Consider the following 26,599-nt stretch of genomic DNA (forward strand, 5'->3'; position numbering starts at 1 on the left):
TGTATCGCTATCAGAATTCCTGCCTCGTGCCGCTGCGGCGTATTCCACCAATTGCAAGGAGATTCACTTGAAGTCCAAGAAAAACCAATTTTTCCGGCGCGCCACCGCTGCTGCCATGATGGGGGCGATGTTGATGCTGGCGGGCTGTGCAAGCACCGATTATCCGTCACTGGCCAGCGTACGCAGCGCGCCGCCTGATCACGGTTACCTGATCGGCCCGGGCGACACGGTCAATATCGCCGTGTGGCGCAATCCGGAAGTGTCGACCTCGGTGCCGGTGCGACCGGACGGCAAGATCACGACTCCCTTGGTGCAGGACATGGATGCGAGCGGCAAAACCCCGTCTCAACTCGCACGTGACCTGGAAAAGTCGCTGGAAAAGTACATTCAGCAGCCTATCGTGACGGTAATCGTCACTGGTTTCGTCGGACCGTACAGCGAACAAATTCGTGTGATCGGCCAGGCAGCCAAGCCGCAAGCACTGCCGTATCGCGAGAACATGTCCTTGCTGGATGTGCTGATCGCCGTTGGTGGCGTTACCGAATTCGCATCCGGCAACAAGGCGATCGTGATCCGCAATGTCGATGGCAAACAGCAGAGCTTCTCGGTTCGTCTCAACGATCTGATTCGCCGGGGTGATCTGTCTGCGAACGCGGCGATGCGCCCGGGTGATGTACTGGTAATTCCGGAAAGCTTCTTCTGATTCCTGGAGGGAGCAGAGAGGACTGGTGATGTCGCGGCGATTATCGCATTCGCCAGTCCAAAAATTTCCTGCTGGTCATTTCACTAATAATAGTGATACATTAGCTTTATTTCCATACGGAAATTATCAGTACACACAGATTTGAGCCGATCGACATTGTCTGAAAATTGGTGCGCCAAAAAAGACGATAAACGAACTTTGTTAAATTTTCAGCACATTATCTTACGTATAATGTCGCGTTTTATGTTGCAGTGCGCCATACGCCCTCGGTAGATTGGCGCGGGAAAGACGGAGAGTGTCGAATGGAAGAAACAATCAATCAGCTACTCTTCCTGGTAAAGGGGGTATGGAAATATCGCTGGCACGCAGTGATCGTGGCCTGGGTGATAGCGATTGCCGGATGGGTGCGCGTTTATACCCTGCCTGATAATTACCAGGCTTCGGCCCGGGTATTCGTCGATACCCAGTCGATCCTGAAACCGCTGCTGGCCGGGATGACAACCATTCCGAACGTCGAGCAGCAGGTATCGATCATGAGTCGTACGCTGCTGTCGCGTCCGAATATCGAAAAGGTCATGCGCATGGTCGACCTCGATATCAAGGCCAAGACGCCGAAGGAACACGAAGAACTGGTCAACGACGTGATGAGCCAGATCCGTATCGGCACCACCGGCCGCGATGACATCTACACGCTGACCTACAACGATCCGAATCCGAAGCTGGCCAAGGACGTGGTGCAATCGCTGTTGACGATCTTTGTCGAAAGCAGCGTCGGCGACAAGAAGAACGATTCCGAGAAAGCGGTCCAATTCCTCGATGATCAGATCAAGGTCTATGAAGGAAAGCTGGTAACCGCCGAAAACGCGCTGAAGGACTTCAAGATCAAGCACAGCGGCTCGCTGCCTTCCGGCGGCGACTACGGCACGCAAGTGCAGGGCGCGGCCGATGCCTTGAACCAGGCCAAGCTCGATCTGCGTGAAGCCGAGCGCTCGCGTGACGCGATCCAGCAGCAGATCAACGGCAACGGTTCCGGCAATGGCGCTGGCAGCGTCGATCCCGAGCTCGATGCGCGCATTTTGGCGCTGCACAAGAATCTCGACACGCTGCGCCTGCAATACACCGAGCAGCATCCGGACATCGTCTCGACCAAGCGCCTGATCGCCCAGCTCGAAGCGCAGCGGCGCGAAGAAGCCAAGAGCGGCAAGTCGGGCTCGACCGACCGTGGCGCCGGCTATAGCCCGATGCTGCAGCAGCTGAAGGTGGCTTTGTCGAATGCCGAGGCGCGCGTGGCGGCAATGCAGGCGCGCGTGGATGAGTACATGGCGCGTTATGACCGGGTACGGGCGCAGACTGTGAATGGTCCGGAACTCGAAACCCAGCTTGCGCAATTGAATCGCGACTACCAGGTCAACAAGGACAATTACGAAAAGCTCGTCGCACGACGTGAGGCTGCGAAGCTGTCCGGCGACCTGTCGGCCACGCCGGACATGATCAAGTTCCGCGTGATCGATCCGCCGATCGTGCCGCTGCGTCCGGCCGGACCGGATCGCCTGCGCCTGGCTTCGCTGGTATTCGCCGGCGCGCTGATCGCAGGCATCGCGGTTGCGCTGCTGCTGAGCCAATTGCGTCCGACTTATCTGAACCAGCAAAGCCTGCGCGAGTCCACCGGACTGCCGATCCTGGGCTCGGTATCGATGAACTGGACCAACCTCGAAAGAGACAAGCGCAAGCGTAGCCTGTATGCATTCGGCGCGTCGCTGGTAGTGCTGGTAACGCTGTACGCCGGCTACATGACGCGCATTCTTCTCGGAAGCTGAGCCGGAAGCTGAGCTGCGGCCGGCATGAACGAAGCATTGAATATGTGTGGGAGAAAGCGTGAGCATTATTGAGAAAGCGGCCGGAAGGCTGGACCGCAACAAGGCGGAAAAGGCGCCGGCGCTCGATGCGCGGCAGCCGGAAAGCACGTTCGACGCGGTCGAGGCCGCAGTGGCAGCCATGCCCGAACCGGTGATGGAGGCTTCCCCGCGGGTAGCCAAGCCAACGCAGCAGGTCAATATCAACCTCGAGCAATTGCACCGGCTCGGGATGGTCACGCCCGAGGGCGAGCGCACGCCGGTGTCGGAAGAGTTCCGCATCATCAAGCGTCCATTGATCAAGGCGGCGTTCAACCGTGGCCTGGATGGCAGCAAGCGCCATGCGAACCTGATCATGGTTACCAGCTCGCTGCCCGGCGAAGGCAAGACCTTCTGCGCAATCAACCTGGCGATGAGCATCGCGATGGAAATGGACCACACGGTGCTGCTGGTGGACGCCGACGTTGCGCGTCCGTCGGTGCCGCGTTACCTGGGCATCGATGCGCAGCAGGGCCTGATGGATGTGCTGACCAACGACAAGCTCGATCTGTCCGACGTCATGCTGCGCACCAATGTCGATACGCTGCGCCTGCTGCCGGCGGGAGAGTCGCATCGAAATGCGACCGAACTGCTGGCCAGCCTTGCGATGAGCAATCTGCTCGATGAAATCGCCCGGCGCTATCCGGACCGCATCGTGATTTTCGATTCGCCGCCCCTGCTGCTGACCTCCGAAGCGCGCGCGCTGGCAGGGCAGATGGGCCAGATCGTCATGGTGGTCGAGGCTGAGACCACGACGCAGCATGCGGTCAAGGATGCATTGCGCCAGCTCGGCAGCGACGATAACGTCAGCCTCATCTATAACAAAGCGCACGCCTTCGGCGGCAATAATTACGGATATGGATATAACTGAGATGTCGCAGAACGGAAAGGGGAGTTTTGTTCTGCGTCCAATCGCCTTCGCCGCATTCGCGCTGTTGGCAGCGCAATGCGCGCAGGCGGCGGATTGGAGATTCACGCCACGTCTGACCTTGCGTGAGACCTACAGCGATAACGTGACGCTGGCGCCCACCGGCCAGGAACGCAGCGATTTCGTCACCGAGGTCATACCCGGCTTCAATCTGAACGCCAAGGGCCGGCGCTCGCAGTTCGACATCGATTACACCGCCGACTGGGTCAACTATGCCCGCGGCACCGCCGGCAGCAATGTGCAGAATTCCCTGCGCGCCAACGGACGCGCCGAGCTCAAGGACGATCTGCTTTATCTCGATGCGAATGCCTCGATCGGCAACCTCTCCGCCTCGGCATTCGGACCGCAGGCGAGCAACAACATCTATGCGACGAACAACCGCGTCGAGACACGCAGCTATACGATCAGTCCGTATCTGCGCAAGCGCTTCCAGAACCTTGCCGACGTCGAGGCGCGCTATGCCCACGATGGCGTGAGCTCGGACGGGGGTGGCTTCGCCACGTACAACAACGATCGCTTCAGCCTGAGCGCCAACAGCGGCGCGGCCTTCACCAAGGTCGGCTGGAGCGGCATCTATCTGCGCAACCAGAGCACCTACAGCGGTCTGTCCAGCACCAACAGCGACTATGCGAACGCTACGCTGCGTTATGCGCTGAGCACGCAATTCGCGCTCACCGGCTCGGTCGGCTACGAGCGCTATGGTTACGACTTCACCACCGAAGAGCCGAAGGGCGCGTCCTGGTCGGTCGGCTTCGCCTGGCAGCCGTCGCCGCGCTCCAGCCTGTCAGCCAGCGCCGGGCGTCGCTTCTACGGCAATGCGTATTCGCTCAATGGCGTGCTGCGCAACCGCTATACGGTGTGGAACGCTTCTTACGATGAATCGATCACCACCGCTGGCGCGCAGCTGGCCCAGTCGGTATCGATCAGCACCACGACCTTCCTCGATCAGCTGTTTGCGGCAAGCATCCCGGATGCGGCCCAGCGCGCGCAGGCGGTGGACAACTACATCCGCGCCGCCGGCTTGCCGGCTACGCTGGCGTATCGCCTGCCGGGCCTGTCGAACACCTTCTTCCTGCAGAAGCGCACGCAGGCATCGGTGGGCATCAACATCAGCCGTTCGACCGTGGTGCTGACTGCGTACAACTCGATCAACAGCCCGCAATCGGTGGCGCAGGACAACGCGGGGCTGGTCGCCAACAACAATTTCCTGTTCGCGCCGGACACCCGCCAGACCGGCCTGTCCGCGTTGTGGACCTGGCGTCTCGCGCCGCTGACCACGCTCAACGTGAACTCGCAATACTATCGGACCAGTTCAAGCGCTATCGATCGCGTCGACCACAATGAATTGTTCACCGTCGGGCTGTCGCGGCAGTTCCTGCCCAAGTTGAGCGGCACGGTGGAATTGCGCCGTTACCAGGGCACCTATGGCGGCGTTGGAGACTTCCGTGAAAACGCGGTCTCGGCCTATCTGTCCATGCGTCTATAGCAAGGGGTGCAACAATGTATGAATCCTTCTACGGGCTGCACTCGAAACCCTTTCAGTTGCGGCCTGACCCGAATTTTTTCTTTGGCAGCAAAGGGCACAAGCGTGCCATGTCTTATCTCGAGTATGGCTTGTCGCAGGGTGAGGGCTTCATCGTCATCACCGGCGAGGTCGGCGCGGGCAAGACCACGCTGGTGCGTAATCTGTTTCGCAAGCTCGAATCGAACCGCATCGTCGCCGCGCAGATCGTCAATACGCATCTGAATTCGGATGACACGCTGCGCGCGGTGGTGGCCGCCTTCGGCCTGCCTTTCGACGATCCGACCAAGACCGGTCTTCTGACCCGCTTCGAGCAATTTCTGCGCTACAACGACAAGCAGGGCAAGCGCGTGCTGCTGGTGGTGGACGAAGCGCAGAACCTGACGCCAAAGACGGTGGAAGAGCTGCGCATGCTGTCGAATTTCCAGACCGCCGACAAGTCGCTGTTGCAGACCTTCCTGCTCGGCCAGCCGGAATTCCGGCGCACGCTGCACAGCGAAGACATGCAGCAGCTGCGCCAGCGGGTGATCGCCACCTATCACCTCGGCCCGATGGATGCGCCCGAGACGCAGCAGTACATCGAGCACCGGCTGCATACCGCCGGCTGGAAGGGCGATCCGATACTGACGGCCGACGCCTACGAGGCGATCCACGAGTTCACCGGCGGCATCCCGCGCAAGATCAATACCCTGTGCGACCGCCTGTTCCTGATGGGATATCTGGAAGAGCTGCATGAGATAGGCGCGGACGAAGTCAATGAAGTGATCAAGGATATCCAGGAGGAGTTCACCGCGCCGCCGGCAGAGCCCGCGATGCGGCCGATGTATGCCGGCCTGGCGCCGGGCGGCTTCACCGACAGCACTTCGGAAAGCCTCGAGCATCTCGACGAACGCCTGTCCAAGATCGAGCGCTCGGTGACCTCGGTGCTGGATGTGCTGAAACGCATGATCTCGACATCGAAGATCTGATTCGTAGGGTGGGTGAAACCCACGCGGTTTGTATGCACTTGCCTGAACCGTCGTCATGGAGACCAGGCGCGTGGGCTGCGCCCACCCTACGCACCGAATTCGTCCTATAGCAGCAGGAGGACCGCATGAAAATGAATGACATCGGAGCGCACGCCATCGGCCAGCCCGCCAAGGGCGCGATCCGCAATGCGATGACCATCGACGTGGAAGATTATTTCCAGGTTTCCGCGTTCGCGCCGACGATCGCGCGTGACCAATGGGAAAACATTCCGTGCCGCGTCGAACGCAATATGGAACGCATCCTGGCCATCCTGGCCGAGCGCGATGTGAAGGCCACCTTCTTCACCCTCGGCTGGATCGCCGAACGCTATCCGCAGGTGGTGCGCGACATCGTCGCCGGCGGCCATGAACTGGCCAGCCACGGCTACGCCCATCTGCGTGCCTCGGACCAGACGCCCGAGCAATTCCGCGACGACATCACGCGCAGCAAGGCAGTGCTGGAAGACATCGGCGGCTGTGCAGTGCTGGGTTACCGCGCGCCGAGCTTCTCGATCGGCCATGCCAACCTGTGGGCGCTCGATACGCTGGCCGAAGCCGGCTACCGTTACAGCTCCAGCATCTATCCGGTGGTACACGATCATTACGGCATGCCCGATGCGCCGCGCTTTCCGTTCTATCCGAACGGCGAGGGCGGTCTGCTGGAAGTGCCGATCACCACGGTACGCATCCGCGGCCGCAATCTGCCGGCCGGCGGCGGCGGCTATTTCCGCTTCTTCCCGTATGCGCTATCGCGCTGGCTCATGGCCCGTGTCAACCGCGACGACGGCAAACCCGGTATCTTCTACCTGCATCCGTGGGAGATCGATCCCGAGCAGCCGCGCCAGACCGGCATCAGCTTCAAGACCCGCTTTCGCCATTACATCAACCTGGAACGTACCGAGTCCCGCCTGAAGGCGCTCACGCGCGACTTCGCCTGGGACCGTATGGACCGCATCTTCCTGTAGCCAATGAACGCCATCATCGAATCCGTGGGAGAACGTGCGCAGCAGAAGATCGCGCCGTCTTCGATCAAGCTGCGCCTGATGGAAGAGGCCGACGCCGCGCGCTGGGATGAATTCGTCGCCCGCTGCCCGGAAGCGACATTCTTCCACCGCGCCGGCTGGAAGCGCGTGATCGAAGCCGCCTTCGGCCACCGTACTTATTTCTACATGGCCGAAGTCGACGGCCGCATCGAAGGCGTGCTGCCGCTGGCCGAGATCAAGAGTCGCCTGTTCGGTCATTCGCTCGGCTCGCTGCCGTTCTGCGTCTATGGCGGACCAGCCGCGAACAGCCGTGAAGTTGCCGATGCACTCGATGCCGAAGCGGTGCGCCTGGCGCAACAGCTCGGCGTGGGCCATCTCGAATACCACAACCGCGCGCCGCGGCATGCGGACTGGGCCGGCAAGGATCTGTACGTCACTTTCCGCAAGGAGATGGACCCGGATCCGGAAGTGAACCTGAACGCGATTCCGCGCAAGCAGCGCGCGATGGTCAGGAAGGGCATCAAGGCCGGTCTGGAAAGCGTGGTGGAGCAGGATGTCGATCGCTTCTTCACCGCCTATTCGACCAGCGTGCATCGCCTCGGCACGCCGGTGTTCTCGAAGAAGTATTTCCGCCTGCTGAAGGAAACCTTCGGCAAGGATTGCGATGTGCTGACCATCACCAAGGATGGCAAGCTGATCGCCTCGGTGCTGAACTTCTATTTCCGCGACGAAGTGCTGCCTTACTACGGCGGCGGCATGCCCGAGGCGCGCGAAGTCGCGGGCAATGACTTCATGTACTGGGAGCTGATGCGGCGGCGCTGCGTCGAGGGTTATCGCATCTTCGACTTCGGCCGCAGCAAGAAGGGCACCGGCTCGCACGACTTCAAGAAGAACTGGGGCTTCGAGCCGACGCCGCTGTTCTATGAGTACAAGCTGGTGCGCGCCACCGAAGTGCCGGACACCAATCCGCTCAATCCGAAGTACCAGCTGATGATCCGCACCTGGCAAAAGATGCCGATCGGACTGGCCAACTTCATCGGCCCGCATATCGTCAAGAATCTGGGCTGAGCGCAGAGAATCGAGAACACATAGCCGTGGAACATCTTCTTTACCTGGCGCACCGGATTCCGTATCCGCCCAACAAGGGCGACAAGATCCGCTCGTACCATTTGCTGCGCCATCTCTCCAGCCGCTACCAGGTGCACCTGGGCACCTTCATCGACGACCCCGATGACTGGCGGCATGTGGACACGGTGAAGGGCTTGTGCGGCGAGACTTACTTCGGTCGGCTCGATCCGCGCATGGCGCGCCTGCGCAGCCTGACCGCCCTGGCCGGCGGCCGTCCGCTGTCGCTGGATTACTACCGCGACGCCGGCCTGCAGAAATGGGTGGACCGGCTGTGCGCCAAGCTGCCGGTATCCAGGGTGCTGGTGTTTTCCTCGGCGATGGCGCAGTTCGTGCGGCCCGAGCAGTATGCGCGGCGCGTGATCGACTTCGTCGACATCGACTCGGACAAGTGGACGCAGTATGCGCAGCAGAAGTCCTGGCCGATGAACCGGGTCTATGCGCGCGAAGGCCGGCTGCTGCTGCGTTACGAGCGGCGCGTGGCGCGCGACTTCGATGCCTCGCTGTTCGTGTCGCCGCAGGAAGCCGCGATGTTCGCCGGCATGGCGCCGGAAAGCGCGGCGCGCGTGGCCTCGTTTTCCAACGGCGTGGACAGCGCCTATTTCTCGCCGCATCACGATTTCGACAATCCCTATGGCGATGGCGCCCCGGTGATGGTATTTACCGGCGCGATGGATTACTGGCCCAATGTCGACGCGGTGCAATGGTTTGCGAAGGACATCCTGCCCGGCATACAGGCGCGCCATGCGGGAGCGCGCTTCTACATCGTCGGCTCGCGGCCGGCGCGCGAAGTGCAGGAACTGGCCGCGCTGCCCGGCGTGCACGTCACCGGCACCGTGCCCGACGTGCGCCCGTACATCGCCCATGCGCATCTTGCAGTCGCGCCCTTGCGCATTGCGCGCGGCATCCAGAACAAGGTGCTCGAAGCGATGGCGATGGCGAAACGGGTGCTGGTGTCGCCCCAGGCGCTGGAAGGCATCGCCGCCACGCCGGGACATGAACTGCTGCTGGCATCCGACGAGGCTTCCTTTGTCGAGGAAGCCTGCGCCGCGCTAACTGACGGCAATGCCGAGATGGAGCGCGCCGCGCGCGCCCGCGTCGAGGCTTCCTACAACTGGGATGTGAACATGGCGCGGGTGCATGCGCTGCTGGAAATTCCTCCTGAACCCATCAAGAGCGCGAGCCCATGCTACTGACCGAGACCCGCGCGGCGCCGCGCGACCTGCTCAAGACCCTGGCCATCGCGCTGGCGGTGCTGGCGCCGTTCTTCCTGTACTTCGGCACGGTGCGCACCATCGTCGCCACCTGGGACAGCTCGGAAACCTTCGCGCATGGCTATGCGATCCTGCCAATCTCGCTGTGGCTGATCTGGAAGCGGCGCGCAGTGCTGGCGCGACTGTCGCCGGAACCGTTCTGGCCGGCGCTGCTGCTCCTGGCCGCGTGCGGCTTCGGTTGGCTGCTGGCCGAGCTGGCCGATGTGCAGGTGGTGCGCCAGTATGCATTCGTCGCGATGCTGCCCTTGACCGTGCTTGCCGTGTGCGGCCGGCGCGTGGCCTGGTCGATTGCCTTTCCGCTGCTGTTCCTCCTGTTCGCGGTGCCTTTCGGCGAAGTCTTCATCGAGCCGCTGATCAATTTCACCGCCGACTTCACCGTCTGGGCGCTGCAGCTGACCGGCATTCCGGTGCTGCGCGAAGGCAGCAGCTTTTCCATCCCGAGCGGCAACTGGTCCGTGGTCGAAGCCTGCAGCGGCGTACGCTACCTGATCGCCTCGGTGACGCTGGGCTGCCTGTATGCCTATCTGAGCTACCGCTCGCGCGCGCGCCAACTGCTGTTCGTGGTCGTCTCGGTGCTGGTGCCCATTGTCGCCAACGGCATGCGCGCCTACATGATCGTGATGATCGGGCATCTGTCGAGCATGCGCCTGGCCACCGGCGTGGATCACATCATCTACGGCTGGCTGTTCTTCGGCCTCGTGATGTTCATCATGTTCTGGATCGGCAACCGCTGGCGCGAGGATGTCAGCGCCGAGGCCGAAGCGGAGAAGATGGCCGCAACGACACCGATCGCAGCCGGCGCGGCCTCAGGCCAGGTGGCGCTCGCCGCCATTGCTACGATCGCCTGCATGGCCGTCTGGCCGCTGTATGCGAAACACACCGAGACGGCCAATGCGGGCGCGCGGCCGGTGAGCCTGGCGTCCTTCCATTCCACATGGACGAGCGCGCCGCGCATGACGGCATGGCAGCCGCATCTGAATGCGGGCGCGGCCGCCATCACGGACACGCTGCAGCAGAATGGCAAGACCGTCGGCCTGGAAGTGCATTACTACCGCGCCCAGCCGCAGGGCACCGGCCTGATCAGCTCGGTCAACCGCCTGACCGAAGACCTCGAAGATTCCTGGCGACGCATCGGCGCGGAAAACCGCGTCGAAACGGTGAACGGCCGGTCGCTGGCCGTGAAGGAAACCCGGCTGCGCGGCGCCGACGGCACGCTGGTCGTGTGGCAGTGGTACTGGATCGATGGCCGTTTCACTACCAACGATTATCTCGGCAAGGTGCTGCAGGCCCGCGAGCGCCTGTTCATGCGCGGCGATGATGGCGCAAGCATCCTGACGTATGCGCGCTTCCGCGAGCAGCCCGAAGAAGCGCGCGCGGCGATGCGCGCCTTCCTCGCGTCCAACCTGCCGTCGCTGGAAGCGACGCTGGCGACGAACCGCAAGGACTGAGGGCGCGAGCGATGGCAGCGAAGAACGACACGCCGCTGGTAGTGCACCTGATCTACCGCTTCGATTTCGGCGGCCTGGAAACCCTGGTCGCCGAATGCATCAACCGGATGCCCAAGGATCAGTATCGGCATGCGATCGTCTGCCTGACCGGCTATACCGACTTCGCCAGCAAGATCAGCCGGCCCGATGTGCAACTGATCGCGCTGAACAAGCCGCCCGGACTCGCGCCCGGCATCCACTGGAAGCTGTACAGGCTGCTGCGCCAATTGCGTCCCGCGGTGCTGCACAGCTATAACCTGGCCGCGATCGAATATGCATTCACCGCGGCGGCGGCCGGCGTGCCGGTGCGGGTGCATGCCGAGCATGGCCGCGATGCCGCCGACCCGCAAGGACTGAATCGCAAGCACAACATGCTGCGCCGCTGGCTGGTGCCCTTCATCGACCGCTACATCCCGGTCTCCGCCGATCTGCAGCGCTGGCTTGGCCAGGTAGTCGGCGTGCCGACGGCCAAGACGCTGATGATTGCCAATGGCGTCGATACCGAGCGGTTCCGACCCCGCATTGAGCCGCGCGACGGCGACGAGTTCGTCATCGGCACCGTCGGCCGCATACAGGATGTGAAGAATCACAAGGGCCTGGTGGAAGCCTTTGTGCTATTGCGCGAGATGCTGCCGCAGCGCGCACTGCGCCTGGTCATCGTCGGCAACGGCCCGCTGTTCGAGCCGCTGAAGCAGCAGGTTGCCGATGCGAATCTGCAGGATGCGGTATGGCTTGCCGGCTCGCGCACCGACATCCCGGAACTGATGCGCGACTTTGATGTGTTTGCCTTGCCGTCGATTGCCGAAGGCACGCCGGTGACCATCCTCGAAGCGATGGCGACCGGGCTGCCGGTCGTGGCGTCGAAGGTGGGCGGCATACCCGAGGTGGTCGATGAGGGCGCGACCGGCCTGCTAGTGCCGCCCTCGGATGCGCGCTCGCTGGCCGAGGCATTGGCCGTGTATGCGCGCGATCCGGCGCTGGCCGCGCGCCACGGCGCCGCGGGACGCCAGCGCGTAGAACGCAGCAACAGCATCGCGGCCATGGTGTCGGGCTATGCCCGCCTGTACGATGCGCTGCGCGCCACCAAGAAATCCATGAACAAGGCTTAGATCATGTGCGGAATCGTCGGCATCTTTGATATGCGCGCCATGCGCGACATCGACCAGCAACTGCTGCATCGTATGAACGAATCGCAGCATCACCGCGGCCCGACCGAAGGCGGCCTGCACCGCGAGCGTGGCGTGGGCTTCGGCCATCGAAGGCTGTCCATCATCGACCTGTCCTCGGGCCAGCAGCCGCTGTTCAACGAGGACGGCAGCGTGGTCGTGGTCTTCAATGGCGAGATCTACAACTTCATGCCGCTGATGGAAGAGCTGACCGCGCTCGGCCACACCTTCCGCACCCGTTGCGACACCGAAGTCATCGTCCATGCCTGGGAGCAGTGGGGCGAAGCCTGCGTCGACCGCTTGCGCGGCATGTTCGCGTTCTCGATCTGGGACCGCAATCGCCAGACCATGTTCCTGGCGCGCGATCGCCTCGGCATCAAGCCGATGTATTGCGCGCTGCTGGCTGATGGCATGTTCCTGTTCGGCTCCGAGCTGAAGGCGCTGATGGCGGTGCCGGGCCTGTCGCGCGACATCGACACGCATGCGGTCGAAGAGTATTTCGCCTATGGCTATGTGCCCGAGCCGCGCACCATCTTCAAGAGCGCATTCAAGCTTGCGCCCGGCCACACGCTGCTGCTGAAGGCCGGCGCTTCCAGTTTGCCGGCGCAGCGCCGCTACTGGGACGTGCCGTTCAAGCCGCATGCGCCGATGACGGCCGAAGATGCCGAGCGCGAAATGATCGACCGGCTGCGCGAAGCGGTGGCAAGCCACATGGTGGCCGATGTGCCGCTGGGTGCCTTTCTGTCCGGCGGTGTCGATTCCAGCGCAGTCGTGGCGATGATGGCCGGCGTCTCGAGCGAACCGGTCAACACCTGCGCGATCGGCTTCAACGACCGTGCCTATGACGAGACCGAGTATGCGAACGAAGTCGCGCAGCGCTATGGCACGCGGCATTTCCGCGAAGTCGTGGAATCCGATGACTATGGCCTGATCGATACCCTGGCGCGGCTGTATGACGAACCCTATGCCGACAGCTCGGCGCTGCCGACGTATCGCGTCTGCGAACTCGCGCGCAAGCATGTGACCGTAGCGCTGTCCGGTGACGGCGGCGACGAGAACTTCGCCGGCTATCGCCGCTATCGTTACGCGATGGCGGAACAGCGGGTGCGTTCGATGCTGCCGGCCTCGCTGCGCAAGCCGGTGTTCGGCTTTCTCGGCACGGTGTATCCGAAGGCGGACTGGGCGCCGCGGGTGTTCCGCGCCAAGACCACGTTCGAAGCGCTGGCGCGCGATCTGGTTGAAGGCTATTACCACGGCGTGGCCAAGATGCCGGACCGCGTACGTGCCCGACTGTTTTCCGACAGCTTCAAGCGCGGCCTGAATGGCTACAGCGCCATCGAAGTGATGCGCGAGCATGCGAAGGCGAGCCCGACCGATGATCCGCTGTCGATGCTGCAGTACCTGGACATGAAGACCTGGCTGCCCGGCGACATACTCACCAAGGTCGACCGCGCCAGCATGGCGCATGCGCTGGAAGTGCGAGTGCCGCTGTTGGACCATGAATTCGTCGAATGGGCATCCGGCGTGCCGGCTTCGCTGAAGCTGCACGGCAGCGAAGGCAAGTACCTGCTGAAGAAGTCGCTGGAGCCGCATCTGTCCCAGGACGTGCTGTACCGGCCGAAGATGGGCTTTTCCATTCCGCTCGCCGCCTGGTTCCGCGGTCCGCTGCGCGACCGGGTGCGCGCCGCGCTGCTGTCGCCGTTGCTGGCTGATACCGGCATCTTCAACATGGCGTTCCTGCGCGAGATGGTGGAAAACCACCAGTCCGGCCGCAGCGATTACAGCGTGCCGATCTGGTCGCTCTTGATGTTCGAAGCTTTCCTGCGCAATTGCATCGGCGAGGCTGAGCCGAGCGCGATGGCGGCCTGAGGCAAGCAGGCGATCCTGTAGGGGTACCTTGTAGGTTGGGCTGACAAGCCCAACAGCAGCTCGAGTGCCCGCGGACTCCACCGTAGGTTGGGCTGCCAAGCCCAACATCACACGCCCGCGGGCCGCGAACATGTTGGGCTTGGCAGCCCAACCTACGAGCTAATATCGGGCGCCTGCGCACCACGAGCAGCTTGGGTTTCCTTCATCAGACCAACCTGCGTATTGCGGCCCGCTTACTTCGGGCGTCTCCCATCAACCGGGACCAGCACGCGTATAAATATCCACCCGCTTTTCATTCTTGCCGGTCTCGCCCTGCAACTCGATGCTGCGCGCCAGGCGCCATGCGCTGCCATCGTGCAGCAGCTGCTGCAATTGCTGCATCGAAGGCTGGTCGGACAGGTATCCCTGCTGCAATACGATGGTTGCGATGTTTTCCTTCTGCAGCATTTTCTCGAGCGCGGCACGATCGTAGTGCTGATCCTTTACGCCAAAGGCCCGCGAAATCGTGATGTCGACCAGCGTCTTGTCAGCGCGCCGAATGCCGATGTCGCGCCGCGTGCCGAAGGTGCGCATGTCAAAGATGAAGTTGCCGTCGCGGTGCGCCGAGACCATGACATTCGCATGAGGCGGCGTCAGTGCCTGGGCTGCCAGCGCAGCATCCTGATAACCGGAGACCACCGGCACCTGCGTCACCACCAGCGCCTGCCAGGCCAGCCAGACTGCCAGCAGCGGCAAGGCCAGGCGCGCAAGCCATGGCAGCAGCGCCGCAATCCCGATGGCGGCAAACAGGAACAGGAAGGGCAGGCTGGGAAGATTGAAGCGCGGCTCCTTGTTGGATACCAGGCTGAACAGGATCCATGAAGACAGGCAGAAGCTGAACACCATGGCGCCAACCAGCGGCATGCGGCGCCGCGCCGTCAACGCAAGCGCAGCGACAAGCCCGGCAATGACGAATGCGAGCGCGGGCCAGCCCATCTGGTCCGGGAGCTGTTGCGCATACCAGGTCCAGTTTTCCAGGCTCATCAGCTTCGGCATGCCGGGCATATTGGTGACCTGGGACTGATTGACGCGGCTGAAGTAGGCCACCATCGCTACCGAGGGCAGGGCCAGCACGATCAGCGGCAGCAGCGCCAGTAGCCGCATCCTGATGGGCGCCGTTGGCTTGTTGCGATACGCGAAGACGAAATACAGCATGGGCGCCACCGCGTAGATGGCTTGTGCGCGCGTGAGGATCGCCAGGCCCAGGCAGATGGTCGTAGCGAAGAGCCAGGAACGCTTGGCACTGTCGATATAGCGCAGCAGGCACCAGGCAGTGGCCAGCAGCAGTGCAATGGCGGGGACGTCGATTTGCACCTGCCGTCCCCACAGCGCCATCTCCGGCAGGCACAGCATCGCTACCGCGGCGGCGACAGCGCTGAAGGCATCCATGGCGCGCCGTGCAAGCAGATACGCGAAGATCCCGGCCAGCATCGCGTACAGTTCCACTACCACTTGCGAGACGGCATGATGCGCGCCGAATACCGCGAGGAAGGGTACCGAGCTCAGATAGAAGAAGGGCGGGTAAAAGCCGATATTGATCGCCGGGTACTGGTGGTAGTACTCGGAAGCGAAACGAATCGGTCTGAGCAATCCGCCTTCGACGAAAAAGTCGCGCAGGAATACGCCATTCATCGCATGCCGCGACGAGTCGAACCACCAGAAGTCGCCATTGGTCGGGGTGGTAATGAACAGGGCAACGGCCAATGCCGCCATCACGGCAATGGCGATGAGATTCCACAGGCGGTCTTTTGAATGATCTTTCATTGCGATGGGGATTCCTCGAAGGATGGCGGCGCTAAACCGCCGTGTGCAGGTACGGATTCAATGCCGGGCGCATTGTCGGACGCACGGTCGGCCGCACTGCGCGTTGCCTGGTTGGCAACGGAACAGAAGATAGCAGTGTAGAAAATAGTGCATGCTGCGTCAGCGCAAGCACGCTTGAGATGCGATGTCCCACATTCCCTCGGAGCACGACTCCACTCGCGCTGTTCTGAGCAACATCATTGTCAAGTTCTTTTCCGCTGAATCGTGATCATGTGATTCGCTTCAACGGTTGAGGAAAAAGCCCGTGCTAGCATGCGTTCGTCGTTGTCTGATTAGTAACATTGCTTCCACTTAAGAAGGAATGCAGCTGTCCTTGGCGTTGCGCCACCTGGCGCGCAAAGCGATGCACTGTGTCGAGGCCGCAAGCAGGTTCGCGTCATAACGGGGCAACGACTTACCGTGTTTTACAGGACCCTGATGACTTCCCAATTTCTGAAATTCGTCACGGTAGGCGGCATAGCGACCGCCACCCAGTACGTCATTCTTTATGCCCTGGTGTCCGGCGCGGCCTGGGATCCCGCCCATGCCTCGATGCTGGGCGCAGCCATAGGCGCGGTGCTCAATTACTGGCTGAACTACACCTTCAGCTTCCAGAGCGGGCGGCGACACCGGGAATCGTTTCCGCTGTTCGTGCTGATGGCAAGTTGCGGCACGGTATTGAACGGCTTGATCGTCAAGGGCCTCACGCTGGCCGGGGTGTATTACATGTTGGCGCAGGTCGTTGCGACGATCGTAGTGCTTGGTTTCAACTTTTATGTCAGTCGCAAATGGATATTCGTTCAAACGAAATGAGCACGATCAAGGCAACCGTGGCTTCAAAGCATTCGCTGTCGCCGCGCGAGCCGGGTGCATTGCCCAGCATCTCCGTCGTTGCTCCGGCCTACAACGAAGAGGAAGTGCTGGAAACCTTTTACGAGCGCGTCACGAATGTGCTCACTGCCATCGGCGCGCCGTATGAGATCGTGCTGGTCAACGATGGCAGCCGCGACAATACGCTGGCGATGATGCATGCGATGCGCGCGCGGGATGACCGTATCACCGTGGTCGATCTGTCGCGCAACTTCGGCAAGGAAATCGCGCTGACCGCTGGCCTTGATCATGCGCGCGGCGATGTCGTGGTGGTGCTCGATTCGGACCTGCAGGATCCGCCCGAGCTGATCGTCGAAATGCTCGAGGGCTGGCGCGAAGGCTATGACGTCGTCTATGGCGTGCGCAGCCAGCGCGATGGCGAAACCTGGTTCAAGAAGGCGACGGCAAAAGCGTTCTATCGCATCATCGGCAAGATCAGCCGGGTGCAGATCCCACAGGACACCGGCGACTTCCGCCTGATGACGCGGCGCGCGGTGCGCGAGCTGTCGAAGCTGCGCGAAGAGCACCGTTTCATGAAGGGACTGTTCGCGTGGATCGGCTTTCCATCCAAGCCGCTGTTCTATCGGCGTGATCCGCGCGTGGCCGGCACGACGAAATGGAATTACCTCAAGCTGCTGAACCTGGCGATTGAAGGCATCACCTCCTTCACGATCACGCCGCTGAAGGTGGCCACGTTGCTCGGATCGTCGGTGGCATTGCTTGCCTTTCTTTATGCCTGCTATGTGATCTCCAAGACCATCATCCATGGCGACCCGGTGCGCGGCTATCCTTCGCTGATGGTGACGGTGCTGTTCCTCGGCGGGGTGCAATTGATTGCCATCGGCGTGCTCGGTGAATACATCGGCCGCATCTTCAATGAAGTCAAGCGCCGTCCGCTGTATCTGGTCAATCGCATGCTGCCATCCAGCCTCGAAGATGCGGCGGATGAAACAAGTTCCAGCGCCCGGACCGAACAGGTTCACTAGGCAATACCAAGCCCCAGTGTGCAATGCATGCGATGCGCCAACGCCGCGCAGGCCGCGTCGTTTTCTTGCCGATCACGACGCTGCAAAGCCTCAACATTAGTGATTTAAATCGACTGATGGCCTGATAGTCGCCCGTTCTCGCGCAGCGGTATATCAAAATGTCATCGCCATTTGCCTGCCCGCATCGCCGGATGCGGGTCTGGCAATCACTGCAATGAATCTTGCTATCAAATCGGACCGCCATTATGCAGCCTAGCTTGTTGGGAAACGAAGATGCCGTGCTTGAAGCCGCACCGGCCACGACGAAACGGGGGGCGCTGACTTACGTCGGCGCATTCATCGTTCTATTCGGAATCATCATGATTCCGTTTTTCCTGTGTTCTCCATTGCCGCTGGTGGATTACCCGAACCATGTGGCGCGGATGTACATCATCGCCAACCTGTCGCATTCGGCGGACCTGGCGAAATACTATGCGCTGAACTGGGGCTTCGTGCCGAACCTGGCGATGGATCTGATCGTGCCCGCACTGATCGGCCCGCTTTCGGCTGAAACCGCGTCCTGGCTCTTTACGTTAGTCACGCTGCTGCTGATCGCCACCGGCACGATGGCGCTGCATCGCGCGCTGTTTCGCCGCTGGACCTATACGCCGTTCCTGTGCTTTCTCCTGCTGTACAACCGCTCCTTCATCTGGGGCTTTCTGAATTACCTGTTCACGGTAGGCCTGGCCCTGTGGGTATTCGCCGCCCATGTGCATTTCCGCAAGCGCGGATCCGTCATCAATCGCGTCGGTCTGTTCACGATCGCCTCGATCGTGCTGATGACCTCGCATCTGCATGCGTTTGCCTGCTATGCGATCCTGGTCGGCTGCTATGAGATCTCGATCGCCTGGCGCGTGCGGCGCAAGACCGGCGCCATCCCCTGGATGGACCTGGTAATACCGGCGCTGCAGTTCGTCGCGCCGCTGCTAATTTTCGTCCTTCTCAGCAGCACCGCAAACCGCGCCGGAGAGATGGCTTACTTCGGCATCCTCGGCAAGATCAACGGCTTGGTCGACATCTTCAACAACTACAACGCGGTGCTCGACGTGGCGACCTTCGCGGTGCTCGGCGGCCTGTTCGCGCTGGGCCTGTACACCCGGCGCATCGTCGTGCACCAGGACATGCGCTTCGGCATCGTGGCGCTGTTCCTGATCTACTGGGCGATGCCGGACCAGATCTTCTCTTCGTTCTTCGCCGATCGGCGCCTCATGGTGCTGGTGGGCCTGGTGCTGGTGGCATCGATGGACCTGCGGCTCGAAGGCCTGCGCTGGCAGCGCCCGCTGCTCGCTGCGATTTGCCTGCTGTTCGTGGGGCGCATGGGCGTCATCATGCTGAACTGGCATCGCACCGAGCCGGTGTTTCGCGATGTGCTCTCGGTGATGGACGACATCAAGCCGGGCACCCGCGTGCTGGCCATGGTTGGCGGCGGCATCACGCCGACGATACAGAATCCACCGCTGGACCACATCTCGAACCTAGCCGTGGTGAAGAAGAACGTCTACATCAATAGTCTGTTCGCCGAGCCGGGCCAGCAGCCGCTGCGCGTGGTGACGGGCAATTCCGCGAGCTACTCGATTTCGCCGTCGCAGACGCTGCGCCAGAAGCCCGAGCAGAAGCTGGCCAACCCGTTCCCGAATATTCTGTGGGAGCGATTCGACTACGTGCTGCTGATCAATCCGGTGTCGATCACGAAGGACATCCCGTCCTATCTGCATCCTGTTCGTCATGCCGGCGTGGCGACGCTGTATGCGGTAGGAGATGAGGCCAAGGTGGATTGAGGCCTTGGTAGAAGGAAGGATGCAGGATGGCGAGGGCAGTGTCCCTCGCCATTTTTTTTGCGCGTCGGCACCGGGGCATGGTCAGGCGGGATCCGAAGCAATCATCGATGCCTATCGCTTGGGGCGTGTAGGGTGGGCGCCAGCCCACGCGGCGATTGACCGTCCGCGTGGGCTGGCGCCCACCCTACGAACGTATGCACGACCGGGCCGCTGCTTGCTTGCGCACATGCGGCCGCTGCGTCTGCAATGCCACTACTCTCGGGTCAATGCGTTACCGTGTAAAGCCGCACATTGTCCTTCTCGAACGCCAGATGCATCGCGGCCGGGCGCTCCTTCACGAAGAACTGCGGATTGATCATCAGCACGTAGTCGAAGCGTTCCAGCGGCAACTCCTTGAATGGATTCGCGGTGCCCATCTGGCTCGCTTTCATGCGGAAGGTCTGCGAAGGCGATACCGAATACTTCGCATGAAAGCCCGTCACCACGCGCAGCGGTTGCTGGCCCGGTTCAGCGAACAGACTGTTGATGTACACATCCTTCTTCACCACCGCCATGTTCGCAACATGCTCCAGCGGCGGATTCTGCAGGCTTGGATAATCGGTGCAGCCATAGAGCACTGCAACGCGGCTGCCGGGCTGCAGCCTGTCTATGGCTTCCATCACTGGCGCATACACCGCGCGCGCATGCATCCAGTTCACCCCGATCACGGCCATCCTTGCCACAAACAGCAGGGCAATGGCGGCGCAAACGAGGGCAAGCGCGCGCCTCGAGCGTACCTGGATGCGCATGGCCGCCACGGCGACCAGCGCGATCATGACCAGCAGCCGGCGGTCGGCGCCATACGAGGAAAAGAATTGATGCGGTATCGCGAGATACAGCACGAACAGTATCGCCAGCGGCAGGATCATCAGGCGATGCAGCTGCAGTCGTTTCGTCGCCAGCGCCCATGCCGCCAGGCCGACGAGCAGCACGAAGCTGAAGGCGTCCAGCGGCAGGTTGTAATTGTTGAACAGGTCAAGCAGGCCAACGGCCTTGTCTATCGGATTGCCGAACTGGTTCTCGCCTGAGCGGCCCATCGTCGCACTGAAGCGGAAGAACAGAACGATGGGCAGTACGAACTGCGCGGCGGCCACCAGCAGCGAGCGCCAATCCAACGGCCTCTTCTCGCGCCATTGCCGCCATGTGATCGACAACTCATAACCGCCAACGAGAATCGCATAGCTGGCGAAGGCATGCAGGTGCGCCACCAGCAGGATGGTGGACAAGAGCGAGAACAACAGGATGCGCAGGGCGGGCGACCGGTCGCGCATGCGCACATGGAAAGCCATCAGCCACAGCGCCAGGCCGACCGCGAACAGGTAATTCAAAAAGCCCCACAGCAGATGGCGGTTGTACAGCAGCAGAAAAGCGGCGAACGGAGCGAGAGACGAGCTGCCGTACAGCGCACGATGCAGTGCGATGGCGCCGCTGGCCATCAGCAGCAGCGCCACCGCGGTGAAGAGCAGAGTGGCAGACTCGGCGGACAGCGGAGGAATCAGGCGCGGCACGATCAGATCCATCGCCAGGTTCGGCACGAAGCTCCAGTCCAGCGAATAGTATTGGGCCAGCTGCGCCGAATGCGGCAGCTTGGCGATGAGGTACATCCGCGCCAGATGATTCGGGTAATCCGACAGCGGCAAGGGTGAGCAGAGCAAGAACGGAATCAGTACCAGCACGGACAAAGCGAGAAAGGCGAGCACATGGCTCGCCGGCATCTTGTTTCGGACAATCAATGGATGCTCCGTTCCGAGAGTTTGATTCGCCTCAAGTCGATTTCCCCAGCGCCTTGCGCGAATCGTAGAGTGAAATTGCAAAAATGTAATCTAATTCATTCTATCCAAACGCCAGGGCAGCAGCTCTGCAATGGCATCCATCGTTGTGCTCGAGCAAGGCAGTGTGTACGAGCGCCGCCACGCCGGGCACGGCACCGATGACGATAAGGGGAGTCGCTTCGAAGCCGCCGCCGTCGACGGAAACCGCGCCGATCCGCGTGAGGCATGAGTTTGAGGACAGCAGTGCAAACCCTATTCGAATCGACCCATCCATCAGCGCTCGACACGGCTGGGCAAGGGAAGAAACTTGCCATCGTGGTGCCCTGCTACAACGAGCAGGAAGTGCTGCCGACCACGATACGGCGCCTGATCGAAGTGCGTGACAAGCTCGCGCTCGAAGGCCTGATCCGCGCCGATAGCAGCATCACGTTCGTCGATGACGGCTCGCGTGATCAGACCTGGAGGCTGATCGAGGATGGCGCGCGCGCGCATGCGGGCGTGCACGGCATCAAGCTCTCGAGAAATCGCGGCCACCAGAACGCACTGATCGCGGGACTGCTGCATGTCGATGGCGACATGGTCATCAGCGTCGATGCCGATTTGCAGGATGACCTCGGCGCAATCCGCCAGATGGTGCTCAAGTATCACGACGGCTGCGACATCGTCTATGGCGTGCGCAGTCATCGGGCCAGCGACACCTTCTTCAAGCGCTTCACCGCCGAGTCGTTCTACCGCCTGCTTGATCTGCTGGGCGTGGATGTCGTGTTCAATCATGCGGATTACCGCCTGATGAGCCGGGCCGCGATCGAAGCGTTGAAGGCTTACCGCGAAGTGAACCTGTATTTGCGCGGCATCATTCCGCAACTCGGCTTTCGCACCGATGTCGTGACCTATGAAAGAGCCGAACGCTTTGCCGGCGAGTCGAAGTATCCGCTGACGAAGATGCTGGCGCTGGCATGGAATGGGCTGACGTCGTTTTCGCCAAGTCCGCTGCGCTGGATTACGGGAATCGGCATTGTGGTATCGCTGTTTTCCTTCGGCATCGGCGGCTGGGCCCTGACCGCCACGCTGGTGTTTCACACCGCCATTCCCGGCTGGGCATCGACGGTGATACCAATGTACTTCCTCGGTGGCATACAGCTGCTGAGCCTGGGCATCATCGGCGAGTACGTGTCCAAGATTTATCTCGAAACCAAGGCGCGTCCGCGCTTCATCATTGAAAAGACTGTCTGACATGGGAATGCCAACAACATGAGCGTGGACTTGGGGCAATCGCGCCCGCGGCTGCTGTTCACGCTTTTCGTCGCCTGGGGCGCGCTGATCTTCTGGATTGCACCGCATCCGCCCATGGTGGATTTGCCGCAACATGCGGGACAGATTGCGTTGCTGCACGACTTCGTGCTGCGCAGCTCGCCATGGTCGGACAACTTCCTGATCAATCTGAGCACGCCTTATCTGCTCGGCTATGGCCTGGCGCTGCCGCTGTCCTTCATCATGCCGATCGCAGCAAGCATGAAGCTGCTGCTGTCGATCGCCTATCTCGGCTTCGTGTTCATCGGCGTGAAGATGCGCCAACGTGTCGGCGCGGACGAGCGCATCGACTGGCTTTTCATTCCCGGCTTCTTTGGTTTCAGCTACAACTGGGGTCTCTACACCTTCCTGCTGGCCGCGCCGATTTGCCTGCTATTCATCTATCTCGCAGACCGCTACGCGGAAAAGCCCGGCCTGCGCCGCGGTGTATGGACCGTGCTCTGTGGCCTGGCGCTGCTGGTATCGCATGGACTGGCGTTCGTGCTTGGCTGGGCGGCGGGCTTTGGGTTGCTGGCGTTGCGCAGCCTGCGGGCGCGTCGCATCCCCGTCGCGCAGGTGCTGCCTTTCGCGCTGCTTGCCCTGGGAGCGGTGGGTTATTTCATCCTCGGCCGGCACATGGATGCGGCCGTCATCAGCAGCAACGGCGTAGCGGACTATTGGGGGCCCGATCCGCTGGCGCGCCTGCTCAACGGACTGATGTTCAATTTCGCCTTCGACCATGTAAGCGGTTCGCCGAATCGCTACATGGTGCTGGGCGCGCTGATGTTCCTCGCGCCCTTGCTGATGGGGCTGCGTCCGCGCTGGCGCAATCTGGCGAGCTGGGTGCCTTTTGCCTGCGTGGCCGGCATCTTCTTTCTCGGTCCCAGCACGGCGAGCAATACCTCGCTGCTGTATGAGCGTTTTTCCCTGTACCTGCTGCCGCTGTTTGCCTGGCTGTGCGCGGCGCCAAAGGCGTCGGATGCGGCCTTATCCGCGTTCGGTGCGGCGCGCGCACGCGTGGGGCAGGGCGTGTTGATACTCTGCTGCGTGGCGACGCTCGGCATGGTGTCCCTGAATGCCTGGCGCTTCCGCGCAGAGACCCACGACTTCGATGCCGCAGTGCGCCAGCTCGATGCGAAGGCACGCACGCTCGGCCTGGTGTTCGACACTTCCAGCACTACGCTGCGCAACAACATCGTCTATGTGCATTACCCGCTGTGGTACCAGGCGGAAAAGCATGGCCTGACCGATTTCAATTTCGCCTGGTTCACGCCGCAGATCGTGCGGTACAAGCCGAGTCGCCAGCCGCCGGTGCACATCGGCTTCGAATGGTCGCCGGACCAGTTCAATTGGAAACAGCACCAGGGCGAGCATTACCGCTATTTCTTCGTGCGCGGCCCGCATGCGAGTGTGGAGAAACTGTTTGCGGGCGCGCCCTGCATGCCGCAGCAGGTCATCAGCGCCGGGGCCTGGGTGGTGTACGAGAATCCCTGCGTGCGCGAAGGCGCAGCGGCCGGCGGCGCGCCGCAGGTGGCATCGTTCGAGGGAAAGGCGGGGCAGTAGGCGCCGTGCTCCGGATGTGTGGCAGGAAAGCCGAGGCGGGCGCAGCCCGATGACACCGAGATAGCGCGTAGGTTGGGCTGACAGCCCAACAAGAACACCCGCAGGCCGCGAGCATGTTGGAATTCGCGTAGGTTGGGCTGCCAAGCCCAACGAAAGCTCGATCCCATACGAACTCCCGTTGGGCTTCCTTCCGAACTCCCGTTGGGCTTCCTTCGTCAGCCCAACCTACGAACCCGCAACTGCGACCTTGAAAGGCTTGACTGACAAGCCCAACGGAACCTCGTATGTCCGCGGATGTTCTTGTTGGGCCTGTCAGCCCAACCTACGCAAATGCGTGCCGCAAATGACAAGGGGCGGGAATTTCGCATTCCCGCCCCCGGCTTCATAGGCTATCGCATGTTGCAGCCCGATGACATTGATCAGTCGTTCAGGCTTGCCGCCTCGGTGATCTTGTCCTTGTACGCGTCCAGGATCTGGCGCAGCGCATCCTTCATCAGGTATTGCGGCTTCCAGCCGAGATCGTTCATCGTGTTCTCGATCTTCGGCACGCGGTTCTGCACGTCCTGGTAACCCTTGCCGTAATAGCCGGCCGACGTGGTTTCCACCAGCTGCACCCGCTTGGCGGAGTCGCGGTATTCCGGATACTCGGCAGCCAGTTCCAGCATCATCGTGGCCAGCTCGCGGATCGAGTAATTGTTGACCGGGTTGCCGATGTTGAAGATCTTGCCCGTAGCGGCGCCATCCTTGTTGTCGATGATGCGCACCAGCGCGTCGACGCCGTCATCGACGTAGGTGAACGCGCGCTTCTGCGCGCCGCCATCGACGAGCTGGATGTTTTCGCCGCGCACGATATGGCCCAGGAACTGGGTCACCACGCGCGAGGAGCCTTCCTTCGGCGTGAAGATCGAATCCAGGCCGGAGCCGATCCAGTTGAACGGGCGGAACAGCGTGAAGTTCAGGCCTTCCATGCCGTAGCCGTAGATCACGCGGTCCATCAATTGCTTCGAGCAGGCATAGATCCAGCGCTGCTTGTGGATCGGGCCGTAGACCAGGTTGGAATTCTCGGGGTCGAACTCGCCGTCGGCGCACATGCCGTACACCTCGGAGGTCGACGGGAACACCAGGTGCTTCTTGTACTTCACCGCGGCGCGCACGATGGGCAGGTTGGCTTCGAAGTCGAGTTCGAAGACGCGCAGCGGCTCCTTCACATAGGTCGACGGCGTGGCGATGGCCACCAGCGGCAGGATCACGTCGCACTTGCGCACGTGGTATTCGACCCATTCCTTGTTGATGGTGATGTCGCCTTCGAAGAAGTGCATGCGCGGATGAGACAGCAGATCGGCCAGACGGTCGTTCTGCATGTCCATGCCATAGACTTCCCAGTTGGTGGTTTCAAGGATGCGCTTGGACAGGTGATGGCCGATGAAGCCGTTCACCCCGAGGATCAGGACTTTTTTCATGTGACTAGCGAAGGGGAGGGTTATGCGACCGCGAATTATACCAATCACGGAACGCCGCCAATCCTTTCGCCAGTGGCGTGGACGGCGCAAAGCCGACCCAGTCGCGCAAACGGTCGGTGTCGGCGTAGGTTGCCGGCACGTCGCCGGGTTGCATCGGCTGCCAGTCGATGCTGGCCTTGCGGTCCAGCACGTCTTCCAGCGTCGCAATGAAATCCTTCACCTTGATGGGCTGGTGGTTGCCGATATTGAAGACCGCATGCGGTGGCTTGCCTTCCTGCGCCGCCTGCGGCTTGAACAGCAGCCGTACCACGCCTTCGACGATGTCGTCGATGTAGGTGAAGTCGCGTTCCAGCTCGCCGCCGGCGAATACCGGGATAGCCTCGCCGGCGAGAATTTTCTTCGTGAAGCTGAAGTAGGCCATGTCCGGCCGGCCCCAGGGACCATAGACGGTGAAGAAGCGCAGCCCCGTCATCGGCAGGCCGTACAGATGGCTGTACGAATACGCCATCAGCTCATTCGACTTTTTCGTTGCCGCATACAGCGACACCGGCTCGTCGGTGCGGTCCGACTCGGCGAAGGGCACCTTGACGTTGGCGCCATACACGCTGCTGCTGCTCGCATACAGCAGGTGCTCGGTGCGATGCCTGCGGCAGGCTTCGAGGATATTGCCGAAGCCGACCAGGTTGGACTGGATATATGCCGCCGGATTCTGCAGCGAATAACGCACGCCGGCCTGCGCCGCGAGATGCACCACCAGCTTCGGCTGAAACTCCTCGAACAGCGCGGCGACCTGGCCGGCGTCGGCGATATCCATCGTCACGCAGCGGATGCCGCGCGGCTCGAGCAGCGCGGCGACGCGGTCATGCTTCAGCTGTACCGGATAGTAGTCGTTGAAGTTGTCGCAGCCGATGACGGCATGGCCCATGTCGGCCAGGCGGGCCGCGACGAAACTGCCGACGAAACCGGCGGCGCCGGTGACCAGAATGGGCTTGTTCATGCCGGTA

At 61.6% G+C, this 26,599-nt stretch carries 21 protein-coding genes; 17 read left to right on the top strand and 4 right to left on the bottom strand.

What is annotated here, in order from left to right:
• The first annotated feature begins 115 nt into the window (after positions 1-115).
• From JJB74_RS06605 to JJB74_RS06655, 11 genes are all read left to right on the top strand, one after another.
• A complete protein-coding gene (locus tag JJB74_RS06605) occupies positions 116-703 on the top strand; it encodes an XrtA/PEP-CTERM system exopolysaccharide export protein (protein WP_200591379.1) in 588 nt (195 codons plus the stop codon).
• A gap of 302 nt (positions 704-1,005) precedes the next feature.
• The gene (locus tag JJB74_RS06610; protein ID WP_200591027.1) at positions 1,006-2,520 is read left to right on the top strand and encodes an XrtA system polysaccharide chain length determinant; all 1,515 of its coding nucleotides are present in this window, start codon (positions 1,006-1,008) and stop codon (positions 2,518-2,520) included.
• 58 nt (positions 2,521-2,578) lie between these two features.
• Positions 2,579-3,466 carry an XrtA-associated tyrosine autokinase gene (locus JJB74_RS06615; RefSeq protein ID WP_325170099.1) on the top strand — a complete coding sequence of 296 codons (888 nt, stop codon included), beginning with the start codon at positions 2,579-2,581 and terminating at the stop codon, positions 3,464-3,466.
• A gap of 1 nt (position 3,467) precedes the next feature.
• Positions 3,468-5,009: a TIGR03016 family PEP-CTERM system-associated outer membrane protein gene (locus JJB74_RS06620; protein WP_200591028.1), complete on the top strand. Its 1,542-nt coding sequence runs from the start codon at positions 3,468-3,470 to the stop codon at positions 5,007-5,009.
• A 14-nt stretch (positions 5,010-5,023) separates the two neighbouring features.
• A complete protein-coding gene (locus JJB74_RS06625; protein ID WP_200591029.1) occupies positions 5,024-6,013 on the top strand; it encodes an XrtA/PEP-CTERM system-associated ATPase in 990 nt (329 codons plus the stop codon).
• Positions 6,014-6,138: 125 nt separating this feature from the next.
• Positions 6,139-7,017, top strand: a complete 879-nt coding sequence (locus JJB74_RS06630; protein WP_234484012.1) for an XrtA system polysaccharide deacetylase — start codon at positions 6,139-6,141, stop codon at positions 7,015-7,017.
• A gap of 3 nt (positions 7,018-7,020) precedes the next feature.
• Entirely contained in the window at positions 7,021-8,103 is a 1,083-nt protein-coding gene (locus JJB74_RS06635; protein WP_200591030.1) for a FemAB family XrtA/PEP-CTERM system-associated protein, read from the top strand.
• A 26-nt stretch (positions 8,104-8,129) separates the two neighbouring features.
• The gene (locus JJB74_RS06640; RefSeq protein ID WP_200591031.1) at positions 8,130-9,356 is read left to right on the top strand and encodes a TIGR03087 family PEP-CTERM/XrtA system glycosyltransferase; all 1,227 of its coding nucleotides are present in this window, start codon (positions 8,130-8,132) and stop codon (positions 9,354-9,356) included.
• Positions 9,347-10,882, top strand: a complete 1,536-nt coding sequence (gene xrtA, locus JJB74_RS06645) for an exosortase A (protein WP_200591032.1) — start codon at positions 9,347-9,349, stop codon at positions 10,880-10,882. Before JJB74_RS06640 ends, xrtA begins: the two co-directional genes overlap by 10 nt.
• 11 nt (positions 10,883-10,893) lie before the next feature.
• A complete protein-coding gene (locus JJB74_RS06650; RefSeq protein ID WP_200591033.1) occupies positions 10,894-12,030 on the top strand; it encodes a TIGR03088 family PEP-CTERM/XrtA system glycosyltransferase in 1,137 nt (378 codons plus the stop codon).
• 3 nt (positions 12,031-12,033) lie between these two features.
• Positions 12,034-13,956: an XrtA/PEP-CTERM system amidotransferase gene (locus JJB74_RS06655; RefSeq protein WP_200591034.1), complete on the top strand. Its 1,923-nt coding sequence runs from the start codon at positions 12,034-12,036 to the stop codon at positions 13,954-13,956.
• 252 nt (positions 13,957-14,208) lie between these two features.
• Here the strand turns inward: JJB74_RS06655 and JJB74_RS06660 are convergent, their stop codons facing one another.
• Positions 14,209-15,759 (bottom strand): ArnT family glycosyltransferase, encoded by a 1,551-nt coding sequence (locus tag JJB74_RS06660; protein ID WP_200591035.1) that lies wholly within the window; start codon positions 15,757-15,759, stop codon positions 14,209-14,211.
• Between the two features lie 477 nt (positions 15,760-16,236).
• Between JJB74_RS06660 and JJB74_RS06665 the strand changes: the two genes are divergently transcribed.
• The 3 genes from JJB74_RS06665 to JJB74_RS06675 all read left to right on the top strand — a co-directional run bounded on the left by JJB74_RS06665 (position 16,237) and on the right by JJB74_RS06675 (position 19,471).
• Complete coding sequence (locus JJB74_RS06665; RefSeq protein ID WP_200591036.1) at positions 16,237-16,611, top strand: GtrA family protein; 375 nt, start codon at positions 16,237-16,239, stop codon at positions 16,609-16,611.
• Positions 16,608-17,654, top strand: a complete 1,047-nt coding sequence (locus JJB74_RS06670) for a glycosyltransferase family 2 protein (RefSeq protein WP_200591037.1) — start codon at positions 16,608-16,610, stop codon at positions 17,652-17,654. The genes JJB74_RS06665 and JJB74_RS06670 overlap by 4 nt, the downstream gene beginning before the upstream one ends.
• 278 nt (positions 17,655-17,932) lie before the next feature.
• A complete protein-coding gene (locus JJB74_RS06675) occupies positions 17,933-19,471 on the top strand; it encodes a hypothetical protein (protein WP_200591038.1) in 1,539 nt (512 codons plus the stop codon).
• Positions 19,472-19,734: 263 nt separating this feature from the next.
• Here JJB74_RS06675 and JJB74_RS06680 read toward each other — a convergent pair whose 3' ends face one another.
• Positions 19,735-21,243, bottom strand: coding sequence for a hypothetical protein (locus JJB74_RS06680; protein ID WP_200591039.1), 1,509 nt, complete (start codon positions 21,241-21,243; stop codon positions 19,735-19,737).
• A gap of 130 nt (positions 21,244-21,373) precedes the next feature.
• Between JJB74_RS06680 and JJB74_RS06685 the strand changes: the two genes are divergently transcribed.
• From JJB74_RS06685 to JJB74_RS06695, 3 genes are read left to right on the top strand one after another with little or no spacing between them, the layout of a single operon-like run.
• Positions 21,374-21,511 (top strand): hypothetical protein, encoded by a 138-nt coding sequence (locus JJB74_RS06685; protein ID WP_200591040.1) that lies wholly within the window; start codon positions 21,374-21,376, stop codon positions 21,509-21,511.
• A 14-nt stretch (positions 21,512-21,525) separates the two neighbouring features.
• Positions 21,526-22,515, top strand: coding sequence for a glycosyltransferase family 2 protein (locus tag JJB74_RS06690; protein WP_325170100.1), 990 nt, complete (start codon positions 21,526-21,528; stop codon positions 22,513-22,515).
• 18 nt (positions 22,516-22,533) lie between these two features.
• Positions 22,534-24,135, top strand: a complete 1,602-nt coding sequence (locus JJB74_RS06695; protein ID WP_200591042.1) for a hypothetical protein — start codon at positions 22,534-22,536, stop codon at positions 24,133-24,135.
• A 419-nt stretch (positions 24,136-24,554) separates the two neighbouring features.
• Here JJB74_RS06695 and JJB74_RS06700 read toward each other — a convergent pair whose 3' ends face one another.
• Entirely contained in the window at positions 24,555-25,595 is a 1,041-nt protein-coding gene (locus JJB74_RS06700; RefSeq protein ID WP_200591043.1) for a bifunctional UDP-4-keto-pentose/UDP-xylose synthase, read from the bottom strand.
• Positions 25,596-25,599: 4 nt separating this feature from the next.
• Positions 25,600-26,592 carry an NAD-dependent epimerase/dehydratase family protein gene (locus tag JJB74_RS06705; RefSeq protein ID WP_200591044.1) on the bottom strand — a complete coding sequence of 331 codons (993 nt, stop codon included), beginning with the start codon at positions 26,590-26,592 and terminating at the stop codon, positions 25,600-25,602.
• Between the last annotated feature and the right edge of the window lie 7 nt (positions 26,593-26,599).

This window comes from Noviherbaspirillum pedocola, assembly GCF_016632335.1.
Classification (GTDB): Bacteria; Pseudomonadota; Gammaproteobacteria; order Burkholderiales; family Burkholderiaceae_D; genus Noviherbaspirillum_A; species Noviherbaspirillum_A pedocola.